Annotated in this window: 12 protein-coding genes and 2 pseudogenes; 10 read left to right on the forward strand and 4 right to left on the reverse strand. The window is 33.4% G+C overall.

The genetic code is table 11. The features are described 5' to 3' along the window. Positions 1-51 precede the first annotated feature (51 nt). Together ABWU33_RS02440 and pyrE are read left to right on the forward strand one after the other, a co-directional pair. Positions 52-1,236, forward strand: coding sequence for a dicarboxylate/amino acid:cation symporter (locus tag ABWU33_RS02440; protein ID WP_353280967.1), 1,185 nt, complete (start codon positions 52-54; stop codon positions 1,234-1,236). After that, positions 1,233-1,823: an orotate phosphoribosyltransferase gene (gene pyrE / locus ABWU33_RS02445; RefSeq protein ID WP_211908390.1), complete on the forward strand. Its 591-nt coding sequence runs from the start codon at positions 1,233-1,235 to the stop codon at positions 1,821-1,823. Before ABWU33_RS02440 ends, pyrE begins: the two co-directional genes overlap by 4 nt. 520 nt (positions 1,824-2,343) lie before the next feature. Here pyrE and ABWU33_RS02450 read toward each other — a convergent pair. Together ABWU33_RS02450 and ABWU33_RS02455 are read right to left on the reverse strand one after the other, a co-directional pair. Next, the gene (locus ABWU33_RS02450) at positions 2,344-2,844 is read right to left on the reverse strand and encodes a hypothetical protein (RefSeq protein WP_264337609.1); all 501 of its coding nucleotides are present in this window, start codon (positions 2,842-2,844) and stop codon (positions 2,344-2,346) included. 8 nt (positions 2,845-2,852) lie between these two features. Continuing rightward, on the reverse strand, positions 2,853-3,047 hold the full coding sequence (locus ABWU33_RS02455; protein ID WP_246433227.1) for a hypothetical protein: 195 nt from the start codon (positions 3,045-3,047) through the stop codon (positions 2,853-2,855). Positions 3,048-3,201: 154 nt separating this feature from the next. Between ABWU33_RS02455 and ligA the strand changes: the two genes are divergently transcribed. Continuing rightward, entirely contained in the window at positions 3,202-5,157 is a 1,956-nt protein-coding gene (ligA, locus tag ABWU33_RS02460; protein ID WP_353280970.1) for an NAD-dependent DNA ligase LigA, read from the forward strand. A 231-nt stretch (positions 5,158-5,388) separates the two neighbouring features. Next, a pseudogene (locus ABWU33_RS02465) lies at positions 5,389-6,338 on the forward strand (helix-turn-helix domain-containing protein); the annotation flags it as partial. A gap of 84 nt (positions 6,339-6,422) precedes the next feature. On the opposite strand, the gene ABWU33_RS02470 reads toward ABWU33_RS02465, so the two are convergent. Then, a complete protein-coding gene (locus tag ABWU33_RS02470; protein ID WP_353280971.1) occupies positions 6,423-8,624 on the reverse strand; it encodes a coiled-coil domain-containing protein in 2,202 nt (733 codons plus the stop codon). Positions 8,625-9,414: 790 nt separating this feature from the next. On the opposite strand from ABWU33_RS02470, the gene ABWU33_RS02475 reads away from it, so the two are divergent. Both ABWU33_RS02475 and ABWU33_RS02480 read left to right on the forward strand, forming a co-directional pair. After that, positions 9,415-10,662: a hypothetical protein gene (locus ABWU33_RS02475; RefSeq protein WP_264686106.1), complete on the forward strand. Its 1,248-nt coding sequence runs from the start codon at positions 9,415-9,417 to the stop codon at positions 10,660-10,662. A gap of 202 nt (positions 10,663-10,864) precedes the next feature. Further along, positions 10,865-20,095 carry an ankyrin repeat domain-containing protein gene (locus ABWU33_RS02480; RefSeq protein WP_341814053.1) on the forward strand — a complete coding sequence of 3,077 codons (9,231 nt, stop codon included), beginning with the start codon at positions 10,865-10,867 and terminating at the stop codon, positions 20,093-20,095. Between the two features lie 356 nt (positions 20,096-20,451). On the opposite strand, the gene ABWU33_RS02485 is transcribed toward ABWU33_RS02480, so the two are convergent. Then, a complete protein-coding gene (locus tag ABWU33_RS02485; RefSeq protein ID WP_264686103.1) occupies positions 20,452-21,345 on the reverse strand; it encodes an Rpn family recombination-promoting nuclease/putative transposase in 894 nt (297 codons plus the stop codon). A gap of 416 nt (positions 21,346-21,761) precedes the next feature. Between ABWU33_RS02485 and rnhA the strand changes: the two are divergent. From rnhA to ABWU33_RS02505, 4 genes and pseudogenes are all read left to right on the forward strand, one after another. After that, positions 21,762-22,185: pseudogene (rnhA, locus tag ABWU33_RS02490) on the forward strand (ribonuclease HI); the annotation flags it as partial. A 92-nt stretch (positions 22,186-22,277) separates the two neighbouring features. Beyond that, a complete protein-coding gene (mutL, locus tag ABWU33_RS02495; protein ID WP_264377091.1) occupies positions 22,278-24,068 on the forward strand; it encodes a DNA mismatch repair endonuclease MutL in 1,791 nt (596 codons plus the stop codon). A 68-nt stretch (positions 24,069-24,136) separates the two neighbouring features. Then, positions 24,137-25,075, forward strand: coding sequence for a helix-turn-helix domain-containing protein (locus ABWU33_RS02500; protein ID WP_264377092.1), 939 nt, complete (start codon positions 24,137-24,139; stop codon positions 25,073-25,075). 169 nt (positions 25,076-25,244) lie between these two features. Next, a complete protein-coding gene (locus ABWU33_RS02505; RefSeq protein WP_264377377.1) occupies positions 25,245-25,910 on the forward strand; it encodes a RadC family protein in 666 nt (221 codons plus the stop codon). Positions 25,911-25,984: the final 74 nt, after the last annotated feature.

Genomic DNA, 25,984 nt, shown 5'->3' on the forward strand with positions numbered 1-25,984 from the left:
AACCTAATTCCAAAAATTATTGTATAATATCATTTTGAGGTTTTATTTTCAATGCGCAAACTTGCAATGTTCTTTTCTATACTATTTGCAGTTGTCGCTTACTATTTAGATAATGAAGTGATATTTGAAGTAGCAAATCTATTTAGTGATATATTCATCAGTTTGTTGAAATTAATCAGTTTACCTTTGGTTTTTCTATCTATCGTGTCCACAATTTTAGGGTTTAAAGACTCAATTGAAATTAAAGTATTACTTAAGAAGACGCTGTTTTATACGCTGCTTACAACCATTATAGCTGCATTTGTTGCGCTATCTTTCTATTTATTTATAGATCCAGTAAGAAAAAATTTCATAAGTAACACAATAGAAAGTGTGAGTGACAGCAACCACAATTACTTTTCATACTTAAAATCACTCATTCCATCAAATTTTGTGCAAGTTTTTCTTGAAAATAACGTTATTGGCAGCATATTGATTGCTTTTTTGATGGGTGGAGCTATTATTTCGCTCTCAAAAGAAAAACAAGATATATTACACCAAATATTTTCTGCACTATTTGATACACTTCTTAGAATTGCTCAAGGGTTATTAAAGTTTATTCCTCTTGCTGTATGGTCTTTTATCACATGTTTTTTATACGAGTTAAAAGGTGGCAGCGAATTCCATAGTCTTTTTTGGTATTTTGCTTGCATAATGTCTGCAAATTTCGTGCAAGCATTTGTGATTTTGCCACTACTCATGTGGCATAAAGGTATATCACCAATTCAAACGATGAAAGGTGTTATGCCAGCACTTACACTTGCATTTTTTTCTAAATCATCTAGTGCAACGCTGCCTACAACTATAGAATGTGTGCAAAATCAGCTAAAGGTACCAAAGAAATTGTCATCTTTTATTCTACCAATATGCACAACAGTCAATATGAATGCGTGTGCTGCATTTATTTTAATCACAGTGATGTTTGTTGCAGAGATGAATGGGCACACATTTTCCTTAAGTGAGATGTTCATATGGATTTTTTTAGCTACAGGAGCTGCAATTGGTAACGCTGGAGTGCCGATGGGGTGCTATTTTATGGCAACTAGTTATTTGGTATCAATGAATGTTCCTTTGTACATTATGGGATTGATTGTGCCTATTTATACAATCATTGATATGTTTGAAACTGCAATAAATGTGTGGTCTGATATCTGTATAACACAGATAATTAATAAAGAATTTAAAACTCAAGAATGATATTAGATAATACAATAATAAAAGAATTTGAAGAGGCTGGTGCGATTTTGCACGGACATTTTGTACTCTCATCAGGGCTGCACAGCAACACTTACATACAATGCGCTAAAATTTTTGAAAATCCAAGCAGAGCAATGAACGTTTGTGAGCTATTGGCGAATAAAATAAGAAAAGAGCTTATTGAACCCATAGATTTAATACTATCTCCTGCAATTGGTGGAATAATCGTGGGTTATGAGATTGGTAGACAGCTTGGAATCCGAACAATATTTTGCGAACGTGTTAATGGTAAATTTGAATTACGCCGTGGATTTGAGATTAAACAAGGTGAGAAGATATTACTAATTGAAGATGTGATTACCACAGGTAAATCTTCACTTGAAGCAGTAAAATGTGCAGAAGAGAAGGGAGGTAAAGTTGTTGCTGGAGCTTCTTTGATCAAGAGAAATAGTGAAACAAAACTACCTTTTCCTATCATATCTTTGATTGAACTAAATATCAAAAACTATAGCGAGGAAGAACTGCCAAGTGAATTAAAACAATTACCCATAATGAAACCTGGGAGTAGAGAATATTTAACAAAATAATTCTATATATGGCTAAAGTGATTCAGTAACTTTTACGTGTTATATGTTGATCTTTTTGCATCAAAGTTAGATATTACAGTTTATTTTCCTGTATTCGTTCAACAGAATGGCAAAATAAGATAGACAAATAAAGATATAAAGTAAAAACAATAATAGTTGTCATTCCGGTTTGTGACACTTGCTTTATGTAGTTTCATTGCAAACGTTGTTTTTATTATAATACCTCCTATGATTAGTTTGCTTGTGAGCACCAGTGTCTAGGCACTGGAATGAAAAGAAAAGGCTAATTGAATGACAGGAAAGGAAGTACTAAAAACAAATAGGTGTCATTCCAGCGCGTGACGCTGTAATCCAGAAAGGAACAATGGATCCCAGTGTCTGAGCACTGGGATGAAACCTTTTTGCTTCAATATTTTGCACAGTAGCCATGCAACTTAACAGATATTTTTCTCTTCATTTATCCTCAGGTTTTTATGGGTTAAAAAAAACATAAAAACCTTATATAAAACCCCTGTTGTGATTAAAAATACACTAAATCTTGGTTTTCACATATTTCATCTTGTGCAGCAAAAGACAATAATTTTGCGCTCTCAAGGAAACTTTTTGCACTAGCTTCTAAGATATTAGATTTTATTTCTGTAAGTTCACATTTAATCTGATCTATTTTCCCATTCAAATTTTTATGTGCATCTTCGATTAATTTATTCATTTCATCTTCTAAAAGTATTCTTATTTCTTTGCTTTGTGAAGTGACAATATCGGCTATTTTGTCTGTGATTTCAGGTTTTATAAGGCTTTCAATTTTTTCTTCAGTGTATTTTTTTACTGCTTCTTCTACCTGAGTTTTTATTTCTGGCTTTAGCAGATCTGCAACTTCCGGTCCTACTTTTTTCACTGCTTTTTTAGCATTTGCTTCTACTGACTTTACTGTCTTATCAATTGAAGTCGATATTTTTTTTTCTATTTGATTAGCTTTTTCGGTAGCTATTTTGTTAGCTTTCTCTTCAGCTAAAGTTAGCATTTTTCCTTCTATTTTTTTACTTCATCTTGAGCTGCTTTTCTAGCTTCTAGTTTTAAATCGTTACCCATTTTAGATATTACTTGATTCGCAGCTTCTTTTGCTGTTTTGCTTATACCAAGAATTTTATCAAACATTCCTGCACGATACACTTGAGAGCCGAAGTTTGATTCGTCAGCCAAATTTTTGTAATTGTATTCTTTCATAATGTACTCCTTAATTTAAAGACTATACTAACATTAATATACAAGTACAAAAATTATATTAATATTAGTATAGTTTTTCAGGGCAGTAGTATAAATTTATAGTACCTTTTGAAAAAATTCATGACTTGACGACAAAGAGCATTATATTGGTATCATGACTGACTTGGAAAAGATGAGAGAAAAACTGCAAAATCAAATTAATTATCATAATATCTTATATTATCAAAAAAGTAAGCCAGAGATAAGTGATGCTGAATATGATGAACTGAAGAAAAAGTTAGCTGCAATAGAGCCAGAAGCTTATGCAACACAAGATAGTGTTGGTGCTCCGCCTGATGAGAGATTTTCTAAGGTGGAACATCAAGAACCTATGCTTTCTCTCGAGAATGCTTATGATGAGCAAGGTGTAGAAAAATTTTTGTCTAAAATAAAGAGATTTTTAATTGCAGATGAAATAGAAATACTATGTGAGCCAAAAATTGATGGATTGTCATTTTCTGCAATTTATGAAGATGGGAAATTTGTTAAAGCTGCAACTCGAGGTGACGGTTTTGTAGGAGAGGATGTTACTCACAATGTTGCAACAATAAAAGACTTTCCTAAGTTTTTACAAGATGTGCAAGGAAGACTAGAAGTAAGGGGTGAAATATATATCAGTAACAGCGACTTTTTAAAGTTAAATGAAAATAATGAATTCGCTAATCCTCGAAATGCAGCTGCTGGTTCTTTAAAGCAATTGAATGCGAACATTACAGCAAAAAGGCCTCTTAGATATTTTGCTTATTCTTTAATTGGTGGAATAGAGAAAAGTCAAAGTGAGATACTAGAAAAGCTTGAGAAATTTGGTTTTTGCGTAAATGAGCATCGTTCCTTAACAAGTAGTTTGAATGGAATGCTAAAGTTCTATAACGAGATCTATGATTGTCGTTATAACTTGGATTATGATATCGATGGGATAGTCTATAAAGTGAATGATTTGGTGCTACAAAGTCGTCTGGGAAGTACACACAAAGCTCCACGCTCAGCACTTGCATATAAGTTTTCTGCGATTTATGCGAAGACAAAGTTAAATAAAATATTTATACAGGTGGGTAGAACGGGGGTTTTAACTCCAGTTGCAGATTTAGTACCAGTCAATATTGGTGGAGTATTAGTTAGCAGAGCAAGTCTACATAACCAAGATGAGATAAAACGTAAAGATATAAGAGAGGGAGATGTTGTAACAATTAAAAGGGCTGGGGATGTAATTCCTCAAATTGTCAAAGTAGATGAAGGTTCTCGTCATACAAATATGCCTGAATTTGTTTTTCCTGACATATGTCCTGAATGTGGCAGTAAAGTGCAGATTGAAGGAGTGGCAGTAAGATGTCCTGAAGAATTTAATTGCAAGGCTCAAATAGTAGAAAAACTAAAACATTTTGTGTCAAAAGATGCATTTGACATTGTTGGCCTTGGTGAAAAACAAATAAAGTTTTTTTATGATCTTAGCATAATAAGACAAATTCCAGACATTTTTATTTTAGAGGAAAGATTAAAAGAGTTTTCCTTAAAAGAGCATCATGGTTGGGGCGAGAAGTCAATAGCTAATCTATTAAGTGCTATACAAAACAGAAGAGTAATCACTCTAGATAGGTTCATATTTTCTTTGGGTATCAGATTTATCGGCCAAGTTGCAGCAGAATTGCTCGCAAATTATTATGTATCTTATGATAACTGGTATAATTCGATGTCATCAAATGATGTTGAGTTGGTAGGTATAGATGGTATAGGAGAAAAAGTAGCTGAATCTTTAAAATCGTTTTTTTCTCAGGAACGTAACATTAAAATGTTAAATGACCTTACTGCATATCTGCAAATTCTTCCCGTGAGCTCCAACTCTAGCAATTCTTTTTTGAATAACAAAATTATAGTGTTTACTGGTAAGCTACGTGCTATGAGCAGAGGGGAGGCAAAAGTAAGAGCTAAAGTTTTAGGGGCAAAGATCAGTTCAAGCCTTTCTACTAAAACTGACTATTTAATTGCAGGAGAAGATCCAGGTTCAAAATATAAAAAAGCAATGGAATTGGGTGTGGAAATTTTAGATGAAGAACAGTGGAACAAATTGTGCTAAACACAACTTAATCTGACGGGAATGAATTAACTGATAGAAGAATTGAAAACTAATATCAGACTCTTATTTAATACAATTGAACACTCCCTGCTCTTTATAAACATTTATGCAACAAAGCCAGTTAAATAGCTAAGCACCCCTCTAATATATGATTTCTCTGTATTAAACAAGATTTAATCTGACACTTTAAAAAAGTAAGTTATAAAATAATAAAAGAAAGGAGTGTTAGAAATGAATACAATACAAACAAAAATATTAAAACCAAAACTAGGTTTATTAGAGCTAGCAAAACAGCTAGGGAATGTATCTCAAGCGTGCAAGGTAATGGGATATTCAAGAGATACGTTTTATAGATTCAAGGAGTTATACGAAAATGGAGGAGAAGAGGCGTTACATGAAATCAGCAAGAAAAAAACCGCTGTTTGCAAACAGAGTTTCCGAAGATATAGAAAGAGCAGTAGTAAATATTGCAACAGAATTTCCAGCATATGGACAGCAAAGAGCTGCAAATGAGCTGAGAAAAGAGGTATCCGAAGGTGGTTGTATAAGCTAAGAAACGACATTGAAACGTTCAAAAAAAGACTTAAAGCCCTTGAAGCAAAGGTTGCACAAGATGGCATAATTTTAACTGAAGAGCAACTTGCAGCTTTAGAGAAAGTGAAAGAACAAAGATGGTGAAATTGAAACACTTATTATGTAGGCAATATCAAAGGTATAGGAAGGATCTACCAGCAAACTTTCATTGATACCTATTCAAGGGTTGCTATGGCAAACAGACAAAACTGCAATCACTGCTGCAGATCTTCTTAATATACCATTCTTTGATGGACAAAATGTGCCATTATCACGCATTTTGACTGATAGGGACTGTGGCAAACCAGAGAATCATGCTTATCAGCTTTATTTGGGAATTGAAAACATTGATCATTCAAGAACTAAGGCCAATTCTCCACAAACTAATGGAATATGCGAGAGGTTTCATAAAACTATGCAAGATGAGTGTTACAATATTATCTTTAGAAAGAAAATCTACAGCTCTTTGAAAGATTTGCAGATTGATGTTGATCATTGGCTGCGTTCTTACAATGAGACAAGGCCTCATTCAGGCAAATATTGCTATGCCTATGCAAACTTTTCTTGATAGCAAACAAATTGCTTTTCAGAAAAATATTAGTAACATTAAACAAAAGACTGATATTAGTTTTCAATTCTTCTGTAAGTTAATTCTCGCCTGTCAGATTAAGTTGTGTCTAGTACAATTTATATTAACTCCCTCTAGGAAAGCTAGATGGATTTTCCATTGTACAATCTGACTGTCTAATAGTCTTACCTAACTCTTTAAAAGCACTACTATTTCTTTCGAAATACCCATTTTCTATAGCTGTCAAAACACTTTTCCCACCTAACAGACAACTCTGCCCTAAACTTGATTTATTCTCTAACTTGTTAAATCTTACTTCATCGACAAGCCTCACTTCTATTTTATTACTATCTTTCTCACTAGGACATAGATGAATACTGATCTCTCCTACTTCAGTGGTAAAAGACATTTCAATGATATCTCCCGAGAACTCTGTATAATTTCTCCTTCCTCCTATATTTTCAACTCTAATTATACTGTTTCCAACTTGAAGTATACCAATGTTTAGATTTAAATCTTTAGCTTTTTGATTATTTAATATCCTTGCAACTTCAACAATACTATTTTGTGGATAATCTATGCAAAAATATCCATTATCTATTTCTAGTTCAAAGTCATATTCATCAATTTGCTCACTTTTATTCATAATACTTTCAAGTGCTAATTCCTTAAGCTTTGAAAGGTTTTCGGATCGTTTACTCAAAGTGTCTAAATCTGAACAAATTATGTTCACAAAATCTTCATGCTCTTCGTCGCTCGATCTATTTAAAGATGCACCTTCTGATATTACCTGAAATATTTTTCTCTTGTGTAAGAACTCATGAATTCGAGTAGTGTCAGCAGATAAATATAGCTTTTGAAATGTGTCAGCTATACGATCTATCAAGGACATACCAGATTTATATGGAAAAGTGAACATTATTCCTTGTTCCAGTGCTGCGCTTATAACTTTATCAAGTTCTTTTTCGCACTCCTCATAATCTTCTTCGCTACCAGAGTAACCTAAAATGTCTAGATAATCATGAATCTTATTTATTTTTTGCCAAATACTTTCATACTTTTCTTCTTCTCTTGTATTCAGCTTTACCTTTGTTAGAGAAAAAGAGTCTTTTTGACGGATTAAAAGAAAAGTATCTTTTCCTTTTTCTTTACGGGTTATCTCGTCAGTATAGAATAGTTGACTGTAACGCCTACCAAAACTTTCATCATAATCAGGGCAAGGGCTAACATTGTCTTCATCTTCACTATCCGTTCCATTCCATACTTCAATCGGGAAATCGGTATTTTCAAGGTTTTTATCTTCACTTGTTAGACAATTTTCTGTTTTTCCATATAGCCGAGTTGATTTATGATCATCGCTACTTTCATTATCAGCTTCATTCCATACTCCAATCTCGTAGTCAGTATCTTCAGAGTCTTTATCTTCACTTGTTTTATCATATTGATTATTTTCTCCTTCTCTACATAGCCAGGTTGGTTCTTGATCATCATTATCTTTAATACACCTGGTTTCTACTTCAGGTATAGACTGAGTTCTCGCTATTTCTTTTCTTACGTTTTCTTTGTTTATTTCATCTGCAAGAGACACTTCATTACTAATATAGAAATTTTTCTGTTTTAAACTCTCGTTTTCCTTCTGCAGACTACTGAATTCTGCAAATAGCTCTTTATACTCTGATAAATAAATACACAATTGATCTCTTATATCATTAAGTTCCTTCTTTTTTTCTAGTATCTGATTTTCATAATTACCTTTCAAATCCTCTATACTGTTTATCAGCACTGTACTTTCTTTTCTTACTCTGTTTAACTCAGCTTCAGTCAAATCCAGTTTTTGCTGTAACTCTTCATTTATTTTGTCTGTTAACTGAATTTCATTCTTTGCCTCTTTTAATTGGTTATTTAAGTTCTTAATTACATCACTTTTGTTCTGAGTTTCTAATAATAATATTTCTACTTTCTGTTTTAGCTGTTCGATGTCTTGATCATTTTCAGTTAAACTTCTTGTACTTTTTTGTAATTTAACTTCAAGCTTTTTAATTTTCCCTTCTAGGGTTTGCATTTCTCTGGTAAGTTCACTTACTTCTTCGTAATACTCTTCTACTCTTTTCTTATAGTGTTTTTGTAACTCTACATTTTTTTTAAGATCAAAATTTTCCTGTTGTAGATTTTCTATTTTGCTTTCTAAACTATCTATTACTTGATTTTCTTCACTGCTAATCTCAAATACCTCTTCAGGAAAATGTGCAAATTTACAAGATGAAATGCCTTCAAGGACGTTACTACCAAATAAATTATATTGTACTACCTGCTTCGAACTAAACATACCTATACCCCCTACTAAAATAAACAAGTAATATATTGTATACGCTATATATCATAAATACAATCGGTTTGAATATAATCTATTTACTAATTCGTATTGTGAATTTTTATAGAATAGATTTAGGTGTAAAATATTATGATACCATTAAAGTAGATGGATAAAGCACAGTTTTTTTGAGAGGATAAATTTAATGAAAAGACCATACTAATTAGTGTTATAAGGAATTTGATCATTTACTCTTTCCAAAAATCACAAGAAAGTACCTACCTTCGTGAGAACAATTTAAATAAAAGCGGCGTTATGAAAATAGAAGCTTGAAATTTTTGCAACAAAGCCAAGTAAATTGGTTCGTATGTAAATATGGCTGAAGTAGGCTAATATAGCTGCTTTTATGATATAGCAGAATTACTATAAAGAAAAGTTCGTACGGTACATTTGGTAGTCCAACGCATCCCAAAACAAACTCTTCTCTCATTAGCTGGTTTTGAGTTCTGGAAATGGTTATCTTACTTAAGATCTTAATAATACATTCTGCTAAATTAATACTAGTTTATTTTAGAATAATAACTAAGGTAGACTTATAAAAAACAGAATTTAAAATAAACAAAACGTCATGTATCTCTCATATTAAGAGGCTTTTGTTGAGAGTTATTCAAGTCTAAAAAAATTTTTCAAATTGAGGATTGACAAAACTTAGAAAAGGGATATCTTACTCGAAATGGTATCAAGTTACTATAGTGTATGTTAGACGTAACAGTTTCCATGTTTTTCCATTCATAGAGGGGTAATTATGCTGCGTTCAGATATTCCAAAAGTTTTGTTTTCGTCTATTAAAGAGGATGATCCCTATAGAGCATCTAAGCTTTTTCAAATTGAGCGCTGGTGTTATGCAAATTGGGACTTGCACAAAAGGGGTGGTAAAAAGAGGCACAATTTTCTTTCACAAGTGCTATCTAATGAGGATTGTTGGAAGAAAGTAGACAATTTACATAAAGTTAAACTTGATAGGCAGGTGATAGGTAAAAAGCTGATAATGCCAGGCAGTCCCTTTAGTAACCCTAGCTATGAAATTGCCTGTAGGTGCTGCTTAGAGGAAGATATTATTGCTTTATTTGAGGAAAGAAAAAAAAGATTATCAGCTCAAGGTAAAAGTAGTCTGTTGGAGTATGGTCACTTAGTTAAATCTTTAACAAGCGACCTTTTAACAGGTTTTTGGTCACATTTTGTTAGCGGTTACATCTCTAAACTAAATCTAGATGGTCGTCATCCATATGAATATGGACTTAAATGTGCTATAGATTTGAAACAAGCGGAAGCAGTAGAATTCTTCTGGAATAAAATAAAGTCATTACCTGAAGATGAAATGGGCTCACAGAAAAAGGATGAGATCTTCATGAAGACAGCAGTGTATGCAGCAGGTAGTCGTTGTAATAGTTATCCTGAAATATTCGAGTTTTGTTTTAGTCAAATAAGTCCTGATAAATATCCAGAACTTCTAAAAAGAGACTTAGCTGAAAATGGTTATTATGGTAGTTTGAATACACTACAGGGTGCACTTCGCTTTGATAAATTTCAGGAATTATTTGATTGTTTAAAGCCAAATGATGTTCCAGAAGATGATTATAATATCTGGTTAGACATGGAAATCAAAAAACATTCAGAGCCTTATGTAAGTGAAAGTGTAAAGCTTTTTATGCATATGTGGATGAAGGAAGGATTTGATAGCCATCGTGCTTTAGTGATAAGAGAGGAACTAGAGGATAAATCACCTCTTTTCTGTACAGTTTTATTAACACCTTTAGTAGAAAAGGGCTGTATGGAACCAGTATGGGCGTTATTAAATAAAGCTAATTCTGATCAGGTTAAAGAGTTTATGTGTTCTAAACAGGCAGGCTACATACGATCTATATTGGAAAAAAGAGATGCTGATTCATTGAATAAGTTTCTAGCATATAGAAAGTCTACAGATGAAGAGTTCACTAGCTTAACTGAAGTTGAATTAAGCAAAGCATGTGAGCAATTAGGGTTAGGCAATTAAGGTATTATAAGGCAATTCTATAAAGTAGGTGGTGGTTTCTTGTTACTACTTTAGCTTCTGTCAAAAAGATGTTGCATTGTAATACAAATGTTATATACACAAGTCAGCATGTAGGCAAAAATAGCTTTTATTATTGATATCTCTGATGGTTATACAATAAGCTTGGTATAGTGGGTTTAGTATAATATAATGAAGGGGGTTTGTGTTCAAGATACAATATCCAACAGATCATCTAAAAAAAGAAGATGTTAATTCAAAGATTACTGAATTATCGGATGAAGTGCAATATATAGAGCAAGCTAGAGAATTTTCTCAACTTAAGCGTTATCGGAGATCTGATGTTGATTCCGAAAGTGGAAGTCAGATTAAGAGAATCGATGTTCCAGGAGACGGTAGTTGCTTGTTTTGGTCTGTTACTATGGCTTACTTAATACCCGTCAGAAACGACGATGCTTTATTTCGACAAAGGTATGAAGTACTATTTGGAAATGATGGAACTGTAACCCAAAATTTAGATCATATTAGAGGTTTGGTTCGGAATTTAGGTGCTGCGAATTATGATGATACATTTGCAAATTTAGTAAGAAACTTATTTCGTAATCGAGTAGTTGATCACATAAGTTCTTATAGAAATGAGTTCAGAGATTTTGTTGAAGGTGATTTTGAGCGTTACTTGGAAAACATGAGGAACCCTGATACTTGGGGAGGTGAACCTGAAATAAGAGCAATGAGTGGAATGCTTAGCGCAACGATTAGTGTTTCTGGTGAAGTTGAGACTCAATATGGTAATGGGGATATTCAAATACAATTATTTCATGTTGGTGCACCAGGTAAACGAAACCATTATAATTTTGGTCTTGAAAGGAATATTATTGATAATGATAAAGAGCTTGCAAAAGGCTTAAAAAGAGTCATGGGTAAAGTAAGACCACAAGACTTTGAGTTAATACAGTTATTGATAGAGGAAGCAGATAAAGAAGTTGGTATAAGCCGGCAAGATGAGGATTTTAAATCTTTTGAACCGAGATTTCAGTCATTTGTGGATCAGATTCCATCTTATTTACACTCTGTAGAAAAAGCAGGGTTTTTTACACACTTCTTCCTAGGTAGTTTTTCTACTTTGTTGGATACAGAGATGGCAAAAAAGCTAGACATCAAGGAGATTTATTTTAGCTTTGACGGTGCAAAGACTTTGAAGGTAGCTATTATAAAAAATGGTGAAATGAAGAGTCAAAAAGATGTGATCGATAAAGTAAAATTATTTGTTATATCAGAAAGTGGTTCTCATTCTTACACTCAAGAGTTTGATCAAGGTGAATTGAAGGAGGTATTAGGCAAGCTTTACTCTCTTATTGAAAATAACCTAGATAAAATTAAAGTTAAATCAATAAAAATCATTAAAGATGCCGGTCATCAGGGAGAAATAGTTGTTGATGTGAAAGATAAAGGAGTAGACATAGAACATAATTCTGAAGTTCAATTTAAAAAAGTGAGAAAAGGGTTATGGAGGGATCCCGAAGTCGATATAGCGAAGCTAGCTATTTCCAATCAGCGAACAGTTAAAGCATCTTTAAGGAGAATTCTTGATAAGATTTACACAATTCACTCCGAATATGCAGACTCACTAATCTATGCTAGCAGAGCACGTGAAGCAGCACATCATGGATTTATGGTAGGCGTTTTCATGAATTTCCACTATAGGTATAATCTTAGAGTTTATCCAGAGCAATTTGCAGGAAGGGGTTATGCAGATATTATCCTGCTAGCTCGTGGTCCTGATCGTGCATTAAACTCTATTCCCATTATTATTGAATTAAAAGCAGGGGCAGGTCCTAATGCCACTCCAGATAAGGCTTTGCAACAAGCAGAGAGGTATGCACAAGGCTTCCAACCAAATGTTATGCGGGTTTTAACCACTGCGGACGAAATTTTATGTGTTGGTGTCAATCTTGATAGTTCATCTCCTATTTCTAATATCGGAGGGTCGAGCCGTGAGGGGAGAGTAATTCCTCTTTTTCAAGATATATTAAAGTCTGCTGATGATTGGGATACGCAAGAAATCTACACAAATGCGCTAAAAAAACGAATAAAAAATAATATGGAACGTATCTATCACACGTTTCCTGGTACACCGGAAAAGGGAGATAATCATTATTTTAGTAGGTTTTTACTAGGGCAATTGTTATTATTAAGTGAAGATTCAGGAACAAGTTTAAAAAAATACATTTTTATCTATGGAGGCAATATACCTACTGAAGTGCATCCTAATCTTCGTAGGCTTAGACGTCCAGCAGCTGAAAGAGCCAGAGAAAGACTATCGGCTAATCTTGATGCAAGCCATGCAGTTGTAACAATGGTGCTTATTCCAGAAAATACAGAGAAATTGGTTTATGTGATAAATATTATTGAAGCTAACAGAAAAGATGTTCTGAACATGCTAAATGAAGTACTCCCTCTTGATAGATTAAATAGAGAAATAGGGAATAGGGAAATAGTCGAATTAAATCTTAATTTTGATACTAGATACAAGTCAGATTTTAGAAGATATCTTACTATTTGGACTGAAAAATATAATTCTTTACAAGAGTACAACAACGGAGCTGAGAGATTTCAAGGTACTTTCAAAGAAGTTCCTTATCCTAATGAGTTAAAAGAAACATTTGATAAAGCACTAGATATCCAATCCTTATCAATAAAAGGATATAGTGGATTATTAGAAAAAATTGGAGAAGGAATATTCCCTTTTAAGAGTCTCGTTAATAAAGAAGCTCATTTCCAGGGAATATTGAATGGAGTATTTAGTTATTATAGCGACCTAAAATTACAAGAATCACCAGAAACTAGAGCATTAGTTTTAACTGAGTTTCAAACTGGTAGAGGGGAACGCATTGATATGCTAGTTCATGGTATTAAGTTTGTAGCTCAAGGTGGAAATGCTGAGGAGTACACTCCAATAGGATTAGAACTTAAGACATCAAGGCAGGGCAAAGGAGCTAAAGCTTTATTGAGGGAAGCAAATGATCAAATAAATGAAGAGTATAAAGAGGGCGTTACCTATAAAACACTCACAGATGGTGATGAGGTGAAATTTATCGGTGTTGTTTTCGATAAAGGATCTAATAATCCAAATAAACTTATTTTAACAAGTAGGACAGCTAAGGAAGGATTTATTCCTGTTGGTGTAGTTCATAGTTCAGTTCATATGTTACCTACTGTAGGGCAGTGTTCTAAAGGAGAAAAAAGAGAACCTTCATCACCAGAGTATCCACCAAGTAAAAAACCAAGAAGAGAAAGAAGTGTAAATATGGCCTGCAAGGATTCGTTTGATGAAGAAGAGATTACAGAAGAGGAAAAAGAACAACGTATCAAAGAGTTGTTTAATGCTGACAAGGTAGCAGAAAGAGTAAAGAATATTGAGTTTTATGATCAGCTTTTCAAGGTTTCTGAGCGAATATCTAGAGGTGAAACTATAGACCAAAATGTTGAAGAAGCATTTATCGCAAAAGTTAAAAATATAGATCTAAGTTCAATAGATCCAGAGATTAGGGATATTGTGAAGGAGATGAAGGACAACATAGAAAATAAAGAAGAAATGAAAAATATCCTGAGAAGGTCTGGAGTAGCAGAAAAAATAGGGAAAGTAGCAGAAGGTGCAGGTCTTGCCTTTACGGTATTTTTAGTTGGTAAACATATAGCAAATGGAGATGTAGAAGGGCTAGGTTATGATGCATTAAATCTCTGGGTAATGCCAAAGATTGGTGAAAAAATCTCTGGAAAAATGTTAGAGTTAGGAACAAAGCTTGATTCTCAGATGCTAAAGGGATTTGCTCCAGTTATGGGACGTGCTATAGGTAACTTTGCAGCATTTTTAGGGTTAGCGGAGTCGATAAAAGCAAGGGAAAATGCAACAGATCCTGTAGATGTAAAGATTGCTGACCTAAACATCGCAACTAATTCCATTTTTATAGCTGCAGATGTACCTGCAGTTGTTACTGAAACAATGTCGGCTATAGGTATGGAAGCTGGAGTAATAGGAGAATTTGCCGGTCCGGTTGGAGCTGCTATTTCAGTTGCTGTTATTATCATATCACAATTTGTAGAAGCAGAGCTTGAAGTAGAAAAGTTAACAGAACAAATGAGTCTTACAGATCAGGAAAAGCATGATCTTTATTGGGATTTCTTTCTTAGTAAAAAACTACCAGATTATATAGGAAATGATCTGCAAGCAGAAGAAATATATAAACAGTATATATCAAAGATCTTAGATCAATTTAAGGGTAGTTATGATAAAATAGCCATATCATTACCTTCTATACTTCTTACAGAAGAAAAATACCTTGATGGGTCTATTTTCAGGAGAAAAAGAGAGGTGATGCAATCAGATGATGCTTCTGCGTATTTGGGAATAACTCCTTGTTTCCGTCACACAAGAATAGTTGATAATAAATTTGATTTTCGATTGATAACACGTGTTTCAGATATCTCTCTCAATGTAAAGAGTGGTAACAACCATATTAGCAGGCTTCTTCCAAGTACAATGAAAAATTATAGTGCTATTTGTGGTCCTAAAGGGGATGATGTTGATCTAACAGTGATAAGTGAAAAAACCTTACAAAGAGTAGAAGGTGTGGCACAATGCGGTTACAGATCAGAGTATGAGAATATGGTATTGTCTACAACAGTGAAAAAAGTTTCTTTAAAAGAGTATCTGCCTGGTTGCCAGAATGCAATTATGTATAGTAAAAGCAGTTCTTCTAGGCTGCCTGCAAATATGTTGTTTTACATACCTAATAATGATGCTTTTATAAATGTGACTTCTAATTATACTATTGATGTTATTTTTAATGGTAAGAATATACTACTTAATAGTTATGGAATCGATAATCAGGGGTCTAGTGTACAGAACAGGTATTATTTTACAGATCAGTTAAGTAATTGTGATATTCATAAACAAGGAACAAATTTCTTCTACATAGCAAAGGATAATTTTGTATGTAATTTAGGTGGATCTTCTACTGGACAAAATAATATAGTTGTAACACGAGGTAATTTTGCAGATTCAGAGAATATACACTCTGTCATTGGAAGTAGCAAAGCTAATCATATAGAAGTTTCTCATGCAGGTTATGTAGACGGTAAAGGTGGAAATGATGTAATAACAGCAAAAAACTTTACTACAATAAAAGGTTATTTTGGTGACTCTATTCGTGGAAAAGGGTTGGTGTTATTGCCAATAAATTTTAGTGATATAGGTAGTATGACTCATGCTAATAATATAACAAATATCTACAATAAAAGTGGAGCTTTTATAAGTGTAGATAAACAAACATCAGTAAAAACAGCAGATGGTTTGTTTGTAACTCCAACAAAAGTAGACATTAATACTGATAGAGTAACAAATGTGCACATAACAAAATTAGATAATAAGTTGGATAATCTGCAAAAAATGGACAATTCAAACTTTAATATTACAAAGCAATTATTAAACACTAATTATCATGGTGTTGTAGGTAGTTCTAGTAATCATATTTTTTACCCTGATGAGGATCACCATAATTTTTACTGGAAAGCTCCAAGTAATATAAGCCATCTTTATCTTTTCGATAACAGAAACGCTAATATTATGATTGCTCAAGCAAATGGTATATTAGATTTTAGTCTACTAAATAGTACGTTAAATGATATGCCATTTATAGAAGATAATAAAGGAGAAATAAAGATTAACAAAAATGGCCTAAATATAACCCTGCTATCAAATTATAAAGATGTTACAGTTACATTTAATGGGGAAGAATATTACAAACTTCAGAATGGAGAATTAGAGCGAGATTATTGCTCTCATAGCTTAAAAGTAGATGGAAGATTTAGTGTTAATGGTACTAACCTTTTAAATCATCATAATTGTTTCACATTTGACTCAGAAAAAGTTCTTTTTTTGAAGCTAAATAATGATTTGCTATTGTTATCAGATAGAGGAGCATTATCAATATCGGATTACTATTCTTCTGTTCATAAAAACTGGGATTTATCCATAGAGTTGAGCGACAAAATTATGGAACCAGAAGAATTTGGAGAAAGAGCTGATGAATTTAGTTCTTTCAGATATTATAAGCCAGATGAGCAAGGGTTACAGATTTATCATAATCAACCTGTTAACAAGAATGATATTGGTTTAGTTGATTTGAAAGATAAGTCTATATTAGATTTCAATATGAGAGTTATAAATGATACCTTATTGCTATCACATAAAAATAACACTCTTGTAAAAGTAGAGAACTGGAATACTTATCAACCGGCAAGAGAAATGATGTTTGCTTTTAATGATGCAATAGTTTCTAACTCAAAGTGTATAGCTTCTATTTGTAACTCAGAAGATGTTATAGTGGAATTTAATAAAGAAAAAGCAATTCTATCTACAGAGCAACTGTTTGATGCTGTGAGACGAAATAATCTTAGTGAAGTTAAGAATCTTCTCAGTATGGGTGCAGATGTTAATATTAGAGATAGGCGTGGTTGGGCACCTTTGCACTATGCTTCTGATAACGATAATAAGCTTGATACATCCAGGGCAATTTTAAATCGAAATGCTAATATTGAGGCTAAAACTAATATTGGAGAAACACCGTTACATATAGCAAATGCTTATGGTCAATTGAAAATAATTGAGCTTCTTATAGATAAAAGGGCTAACATTGAAGCTAAAACTAATGATGGTTTAACACCTTTGCATGTGGCTATTCAGCACAATAATACTACACCTAAAATAATTGAATTTCTTATAGATAAAGGTGTTAACATTGAAGCTAAAATCAAAGATGACCAGACACCTTTACATCATGCAGTTTTCAAAGACAGGCTTGATATAGTTAGAGTACTTTCAAGTCGAGGGGCTAATATTGAAGCTAAAACTAGCGATGGAAAAACACCTTTAGACTTGGCTATTCAAGGGAATTATACAGACATAGTAGGATTTTTAAAACAAACAGAATTAGACAAAAAATTATTGACTGCCACAGAAAATGGAGATCTCTCTGAAGTCAAAAAATTTGTTGGTCAGGGTGCTAGTGTTAATGCTATAGAAGTGGGCATTTTTGGTAGGAAACCTATACACATTGCTGCTGAAAAGAATTACAAAGATATTATAGAGTTCCTTCTCGGTAAGGAGGTAAGCGTTGATGATACCAGTAACTATGGTTGGACACCGCTACATTATACAGCGTCGAAAGGCTGTTTAGAAGTTGCAAAGTTTCTCATTGACAAAGGGGCTAGTATTAATGCTCAAAACGTTTATGGCAGAGAGCCTATACACATTGCTGCTGAGCACGATAATAAAAATATTATAGAACTTCTTCTTAATAAAGGAGTAAGTGTTAATGAGGTTGACAAAGACGGCTGGATGTCTCTGCACTGGGCTTCTTGGAATGGCCATCTTAATATAATAGAATACCTGGTAGGTAAGGGAGCCAATGTCAATGCTAAAGATAGGAATGGTAAAACACCGCTAGATCTTGCTAGAGATAAAGGATATAATAATGTTGTAGAATACTTACAACAAACACAATTAGGTCTAGATAGGCAGTTGTTAACTGCAGTACAAGGTGGTAATCTTAATGAAGTTAAGGATTTTGTAGTTCGAGGCGCTAGCTTAGATACTCAAGATAGTAATAATGGTTGGACACCTATAATCTATGCCGCTCAGGGAAGTAAATGGGATGCGGTCAAGTTCCTTATAGCTCAGGGTGCCAAGTTTAATAATGAGATCACATATCAAGGAACACCCTTGCACTTTGCAGCTCAAGAAGGTAATTCAAATATGGTTCAATTTCTTCTTGACAAAGGTGCTAATATTGAGGCTCAAGATGCATACAATAGGAAACCTTTGCATATTGCTGTTGATGTAAACAGGTTGAATGTAGTAAATCTACTTCTTGACAGGGGTGCTAACTTAAAGGCTACAGACATGTACGGCAAGACATCCTTAGACCTAGCTATTCAAAAGGGTTACGAAGATATAGTAGAAGTTTTGAAACAAAAACAATTAAATCTAGATAAAGAATTATTAATTGCTGCAGAAAAAGGAGATCTTGAAAAAGTGAGAGAAAGTATCAGACGAGGTGCTAATGTTAATATTCAAGATAGGCAGGGTTGGACTCCTTTATTTTGGGCCATTCAAAAGAATAATTTTAATATAATTGAACTTCTTTTAGATAACAGTGCTGATATTAAGGTCAAAGATAATGAAGGTTGGACACCTCTTCATTGGGCTGTTCAATTGGGTTCATTAAATGTAGTTAAATATTTTGTTGAAAAGGGTGCTGATGTCAATGCTTTAACTGCTGACGGTAGAGCACCTCTAGATATTGCTAAAGATAAGGGGCACAATAAGATTGTGGAATATTTAGAAGAAAAGCTCAGTGAAGGAAGAGGAGGACGCAAACGCCGTCATCATCATGGAGATCATAGTCGTCATCACTTATCACGTAAACCTCTTGCTATAAATTCAAGTAATCAACCTGAAATAGCAGCAAGCAGTGGTATAAGACCATTTTCATGGATAAATTATTGTATTTCTTTGGTGAAAAGCTCTGTAGGTAGATTATTGAGTTCTCAATCTGAGGGGACTGCAAGTTCAGTATCACAATTTGATGGGCAATTTGCCAAAGCGTCGATAAGTAATAGTAGTCTCACAGGTACCACATTACCATCTGATGATACAGATAAAAGACAAAAAAATGGAGGTTTCTTTCGAGACAACGTCGATTATGTAAATGCAAATCTAAAACGAATGTGTGAAAGGCAAGCACCTGTTAAATTTAAGCCTAAGGGTAGAAATACAATATTAGAAATGGGAGATCACTATCTATCACAGGTTGACTTTAATGGTACAATAATTTTATTTGACTTATTGATTAGAAGATTTACAGGTCAGAAGTATATTTCTACAGTAGATCAGTCTATATCTCCACTAGAAGCACAGGGCTATGCACTCAATATTACAAAGGGATTTGAGAAAGTAGTAGAGCAAGCTGGATTAAAAAGTGGTGTATCAATGCATCGATTAAATATTGATTATATGGGAATGCAGAAAGATATTGTTAGAAAAGTCGTAAGAGGTCAATTTAATGAGATCTCAGGAGTTTTAAGCTCGTATTTAGAGAAAGCATGTCCTAGTAGAGAAGCAGGATGTCCTGGTAAATTAAGTTCTAAAAAGTTTGACAAGTTTATAGCTCAATTTAATAATGGGCTGCTAAGTCAATCAATAGAGCAGATATTACACAACGGAGATGGTAGATTAGAAGTTGATGGTGCAAAGCAAATGAATTTAGAGCCTCAAAGTTATTTAAGTAATGCTTCAGTTCACAGCTATTCAGAAGTATCAAATTGTCTTTCTGAGATAGGAGTAACCAAACTTGGAGGTAATCTCAATAGGTAGGTTATAATATAAGAGGTGGAGCTATAATATGCCAAGTAGTGGAAAATTTAAAGTGAGGGTAGCCAAAATAATTAGGGATACCAGACTAAGTTTGATGATCCCAATACTAAAATGGATGAAATAGGAATAAGAAATACAAGACTAGAATTGGTAAATAAGTGGTTAATGTGTTTTCCATATTGAACTTACAGCACGTAGCTTTGATATAGAAGTTTGGGTAATGTTATGATAGTAATTTATATAATTCTATGTGCAATCTTTATAGCCATTTTAGACAGTTCACTAGATTCTTAATTAGGGGATATGTCTAACTTAGGAAAGATTTTCATCAATGTTGAAGTGAATAAGTAGGGATATTATGTTTTTTCTTTGAGTTGTGAAATTTCAGAATGAGAGAGACCAGTAATTTGAGCTATAACATCTATAGAAACACCGGCCTTGAGCGAGTTTTTTGCTACTTCAATTTTACCTTCAATTTTACCTTTTTGATGGCCGATTTGGATGCCTTCATGTTTAGCATCATCAAGTTTTTGTTCCAAGATAGCAGCTTCTTTCTGTAAATCCATTACCCTTTCTTCATAAGCTAATAGGTCCTTCTCATTCCAATGGAACTTATCTAATTCATCATATGCTAGCTTTATTATTGGTGATTTTTCTGCTATTTTTCTTAAATCTTCATCAGTTGTTTCTTCTGCATATTTAAAGAAAAATAGCCAACGATCTACTACATTTTCTAGCTGCTCTTCTCTACTTTTGGGAAACTTTGGTAACTCAATGAAGATAAATTGAAAATCTTTTAAGTCATGCTCATTAGTTTTTTCATCTCTTATGGTATGGCTAGATATATAATCAAGCTTATCAGGAAATAAATTACAATTAGAAATAGCAATAAAGAAAACCTTCTTTAAATCAATGTACTTACCACCTTTATCAGCCTGCCTTGAGTAAGCCTTAGCAGCATATAATTGAGCCCGTTTTTCGAAGCCTTTATCACGAGCGAGTTGCATCTCAATCACGTATCTGGCCCCAGTGGAATCTCTGCACAGAACATCAACAATACTCTGCTTATCAGAGGCAATTTCAGGGTCCATAATGGTGCTAAGGAATTCAACTTCTTGTATAGTATTTATTTCAGTAAACCCCAAAATATCATTCAAAAAGTGAATAAGGATATTCTTATTTTTTTCAGTACCGAATATTTTCTTAAATGTTAAATCAAGCTTAGGATCTAAAAATTTTGAAAGAGCCATAGGGAATCGACTTAAAAAGCATTAATAATTATACACAATTGTGAAGAAATATTCAACGTTTTTGTGCTAAAGTCTATTAAAGTTAGCTAAATTTCAAGAGTTGGCAAAAAACTACCTTCATAGATGACCATAGAATGCTACTGCGCACCTTAGCTGTTTATTTTATCATCTTTTACAACTCCCTCCATAAACCCCAGCAAATGAATTCATGAGCTATAAAGAGCTTTAAAAACACTTATTTTGGGTGTGAGAGATTAACCTCCTAATAAAAATACAAGCCCAAAAGCTCAATTACGATTTACCTAATATCGTGAGGACAGGTTCATTAATCTCCCACACCTTTACATGATAAAGATCTTGAAACTTAGTGTCAACATTTCAGTAGCAAATTTATGTTAAATCTATATCCTGTCAATATGGACAAAAAGAAGGTTATAATATATACAGATGGATGGAAATCCGGGGCCTGGTGGATGGGCAGCCGTGGTGATGTATGAAAATAAAAGTATCTTTATCAAAAAACGCATCTCTGGAGGTGAAGAAAACACAACGAATAACAAAATGGAGTTAAAGGCTGTGATTAACGGGCTAAAGATGTTGAAAGTTTCTTGCAAAGTTGTTTTACACACTGATAGTCAGTATATTAAACAAGGTATAACAGAGTGGATCAACAAGTGGAAAACAAATGGTTGGAAGACAGCTGATAAAAAGCCAGTAAAGAACAAGGAATTATGGAAGGAATTGAATGAAATTGTCTTGCAGCATGATATTAACTGGAAGTGGGTTAAGGCTCACAGTGGTAATACCTATAATAAAGAAGCAGATAGACTTGCTAGAAAGAAATCTAAAAAGCTAAAATATAGAGATTGTGAGATCAAGAAATCACAAAAAAATAGAGGGAGCTCTAAGTTTTATAGATTGGAGGGAGTGTTATGGCAATAATTCTTTTAGACACAAAAACTATAAATCGTATAGCAGCGGGAGAGGTAATAGAAAGGCCAGCGAGTGTAGTAAAGGAATTAGTAGAAAATGCAATAGATGCTGGAAGTTCAGAGATAGAGATCAAAATAGAAAGTGGTGGGCGTAATCTTATAACTGTAACAGACGATGGAAATGGAATAGAAAAGGAAGATTTGGAACTTGCGTTTATGCGCCACGCTACTTCAAAATTAAGCGATAGTGAGTTAATAGAAATCAAACATCTTGGCTTTAGAGGAGAAGCTTTGCCTTCAATTGCAGCAGTAAGTAGAATGAAATTATCGTCTAAGGCAAGTGGAGCAAAGGAAGCATGGTCTATAAGATATGAGGGAGGAGAAAAAATAAGAGAGATTACCCCTTGTTCTTTGTTGCAAGGTACATATATTGAAGTTCGTGACTTATTTTTTGCTACACCAAATAGACTAAAGTTTCTAAAAACCGAAAGGGCAGAAACACAAAGTATTGTTGATATTGTGAATAACTTAGCGATGATTAATTATAGTATTGGGTTTACTCTCACTTCTGGTAATAAAAAGCTCTTAAAATATGTTAAGCAAACTTCGCTGTTCAACAGATTATGTGAAATAGAAGAAGAATTTCAAAGCAATTCACTGGAAGTTAAAGAGGAAGAAGAAGGCATCAAACTTAAGGGACACATCTGTAAACCTAATGTCAATCGTGGCAACTCAACTCAAATTTATACGTTTGTTAATGGAAGGCCAATAAAAGAGAATCTACTTGTTGGTGTAATTAGATATGCGTATCACGATTTTATTCCAAACAATAGGTATCCTTTTGCAGTGTTGCATTTAGAAGTACCATATGACCAAGTAGATGTAAATGTGCATCCAAATAAATCGGAAGTAAGATTTCAGAATAAAAGGCTAATATATGAAATAGTGAGAAGAGGGATAATAAAAACACTATCAACGAGATTTGCAGCGGGTGATCAAGGTATTGAAGAGGAGCTAATTTTTAATGATAGTAAAAGCCAAGAGCAGGTTGATAGTCAAGAGAAAAAAGATCAAAAAGAATTTTATGAAAAGAGGCCAAGTCTTTTAGAAAATCATTTAATGAAAGAATTCAATGCACCAGATGAAAGAAGGCAAAGCTTACCAGAAACGTTTAAATATGGAGAATCTCCAACCCAAAAGGGAACGATGGTTCTAGAAAAGAAGCAAATTGATTTGATAGAGGATCACCCTCTAGGATATGCACGCTGTCAGGTCTACAATACTTACATTATTGCTGAGGCTGGAGATAGGCTGATTATAGTAGATCAACATGCAGCCTATGAGAGATTGATATACGAGTGCTTAACAAGCATAAAAAGACAAAAACTTCTCATTCCTGAAATAGTTGAAATTAAAAACCAAGCTGGAATGGAGATGGTTAAAACTTATAAAGATAAGCTTTTTGAAATGGGTTTTGGTATTGAAATAGAATCAGAAGATAAAGTAAGGGTAAAAGAAATACCTGCAATCTTGGGAACAATAGATATAAAAGAGATGCTAGTTGATATAGTAGATAAGTTAATGGAAATAGAAGATACGCTACCAATAGAGGATAAGGTGAACAAAATATCATCCATAATCGCTTGCCACGGAGCAGGAAGAAAAATGAAATTGGAAGAGATGAATGAGATACTAAGACAAATTGAGAAAACTCCATATTCTGATCACGGAAGACCAACGTATATAGAAATGAAACTAAGTGATATAGAAAAATTGTTTGAAAGGAGATGAGTTCAGTTTGTCAAAAAGGTTGCCAATTAAGTATACGTAACAGCTCTTCTGGTTATGGAGTATAAAATGTGAAAAAAGAGAATAAATGCTCTAATTTTTTAGATTACAAAGTAATAGGACAGGAAGTAAGAAATCGTAGATTAGCAAAGGGCTATACTCAAAAAGATTTAGCAAAAAAAATCGATACAACATATCAGGTAATACTGCAATATGAAAAAGGAACACGCAGAATTTCAATTAAGAAGTTATATGAATTAGCAGAAGCATTATCAACAACTGCTAGAGATCTAGCTTGCGGACAAGAAGTATCAAATGAGGAAAAGTACGAGGGAGAAGAGGTATTAAATCTAGTAAGAAGACATAAAGAGATTAAGGATCAAGAATTACGTGAAACGTTTTATTTATTAACCAAATTCATCCGTATTAGTGAGGAAGAAAGTGGAAAGGCAGTAAAAGTAGAGGTGGCAAAGGGTTTAGTTAAGGAAGGAGTTTCTGCTCATGTTATCTCTCGAACAACCAATTTATCTATTGATGAATATGATAATGATGAGAAAAAAATTTCTATTCCGTATAAAGTAGGTCAAAGAATAAAAGAATGGAGGTTGAGAAGAGGATACACTCAGGAAGATTTAGCAAGTAAAGTGGGTATAATAAATCAAAGAATATATGAATATGAACAAGGACGAGCTGCTGTTTCACTTGAAATGTTAGATGAAATAGCAAAGGTACTATCAATTAGTATTACAGACCTACTTCCAGAAACAACAGAAAATGAGAATAGTGAAGCAGAGCTATCAAAGTTAATAGAAGAATACAAAAAGATTAAAAGCCAAGAACTACGTAATGTACTAATAAAATCTCTGTTTGAAAGTATACAAGTTTGCAAAGAGAAAGTGGAGAGAGTAGAAAGGATGAAAATTGCAAAGAATTTAGTTAAGGAAGGAATTTCTATCAATATTATTTTAAAAACAGTAGGCATCTCTTTAGACGAAATTCAACAAATTTAAAATAAAAAATCAGTATCTATTAATATCTTTATTTTTTGATGAAAAAATAAGTAAAAAAGATTGAAAAATTGATTTGACTTCACTCAAAAGCTATGGCCTTATGCCAAGACTGCTAAAAAATGGCAGTAAATATATAAAAACATTTTGTTATTAGTGAAGGGTAATTTTTATGAATAATAAGAAAGATCGTAGAGAAGAAATAGAATTCAGAGCATTAGAAAGCAACGGTAAAGCTCTACTTGATCGTGAAGTAATAGAAACGTTTCTAAGTGCAGTGCATGACAGGGAAGAAGCTCGAATTATTGCTAGAAAGCTAATAGATAGTTTTGGAATAGGAGGAGTTTTAGGCCAGGAAATAGATGACTTGAAAACTATAGAAGGGATAACTGACTCTACAGTAGCAGTAATTTTATGCCTAAAGGAAGCTGCAAAGAGAGTACCAAGAGAAGAGTTAAAGAAAGGACCTGTAATGGATAACTTGGAAACCATAGTAAAATATTTAAGGGTGAGTATTGGTTATTCGGAGGAGGAAAAGATGAAAATAATATATTTTGATCAAAAGTGCCATTTAAAGGGGGAAGAAGTGTTCACTGGTACAGTGGATAAGGTACCTTTTTACATAAGAGAAGTAACAAGAAAGGCATTAATAAGGAAAGCGACGTCAATAATAATATCGCATAACCACCCAGAAGGAAGGTTAAAGCCATCTGATGAGGATGAAGCTGTAACTAAAGACTTGGCTAAAGCTTGTCAGACTATAGGGATTAGGTTACTGGATCACATTATCATTACAAGTGTTGGATATTTTAGTTTTAAAGAGCAAGGACTGTTATAAAGCAGATGTTTGAAGTAGATGAAGAGTCTTACTTTTCATGAGTTATTTAGCTACTTGAATGAAGAAAGTATTTG

Origin of the sequence: Wolbachia endosymbiont (group B) of Cyclophora punctaria (assembly GCF_964028235.1) — a bacterium.
Taxonomy (GTDB): domain Bacteria; phylum Pseudomonadota; class Alphaproteobacteria; order Rickettsiales; family Anaplasmataceae; genus Wolbachia.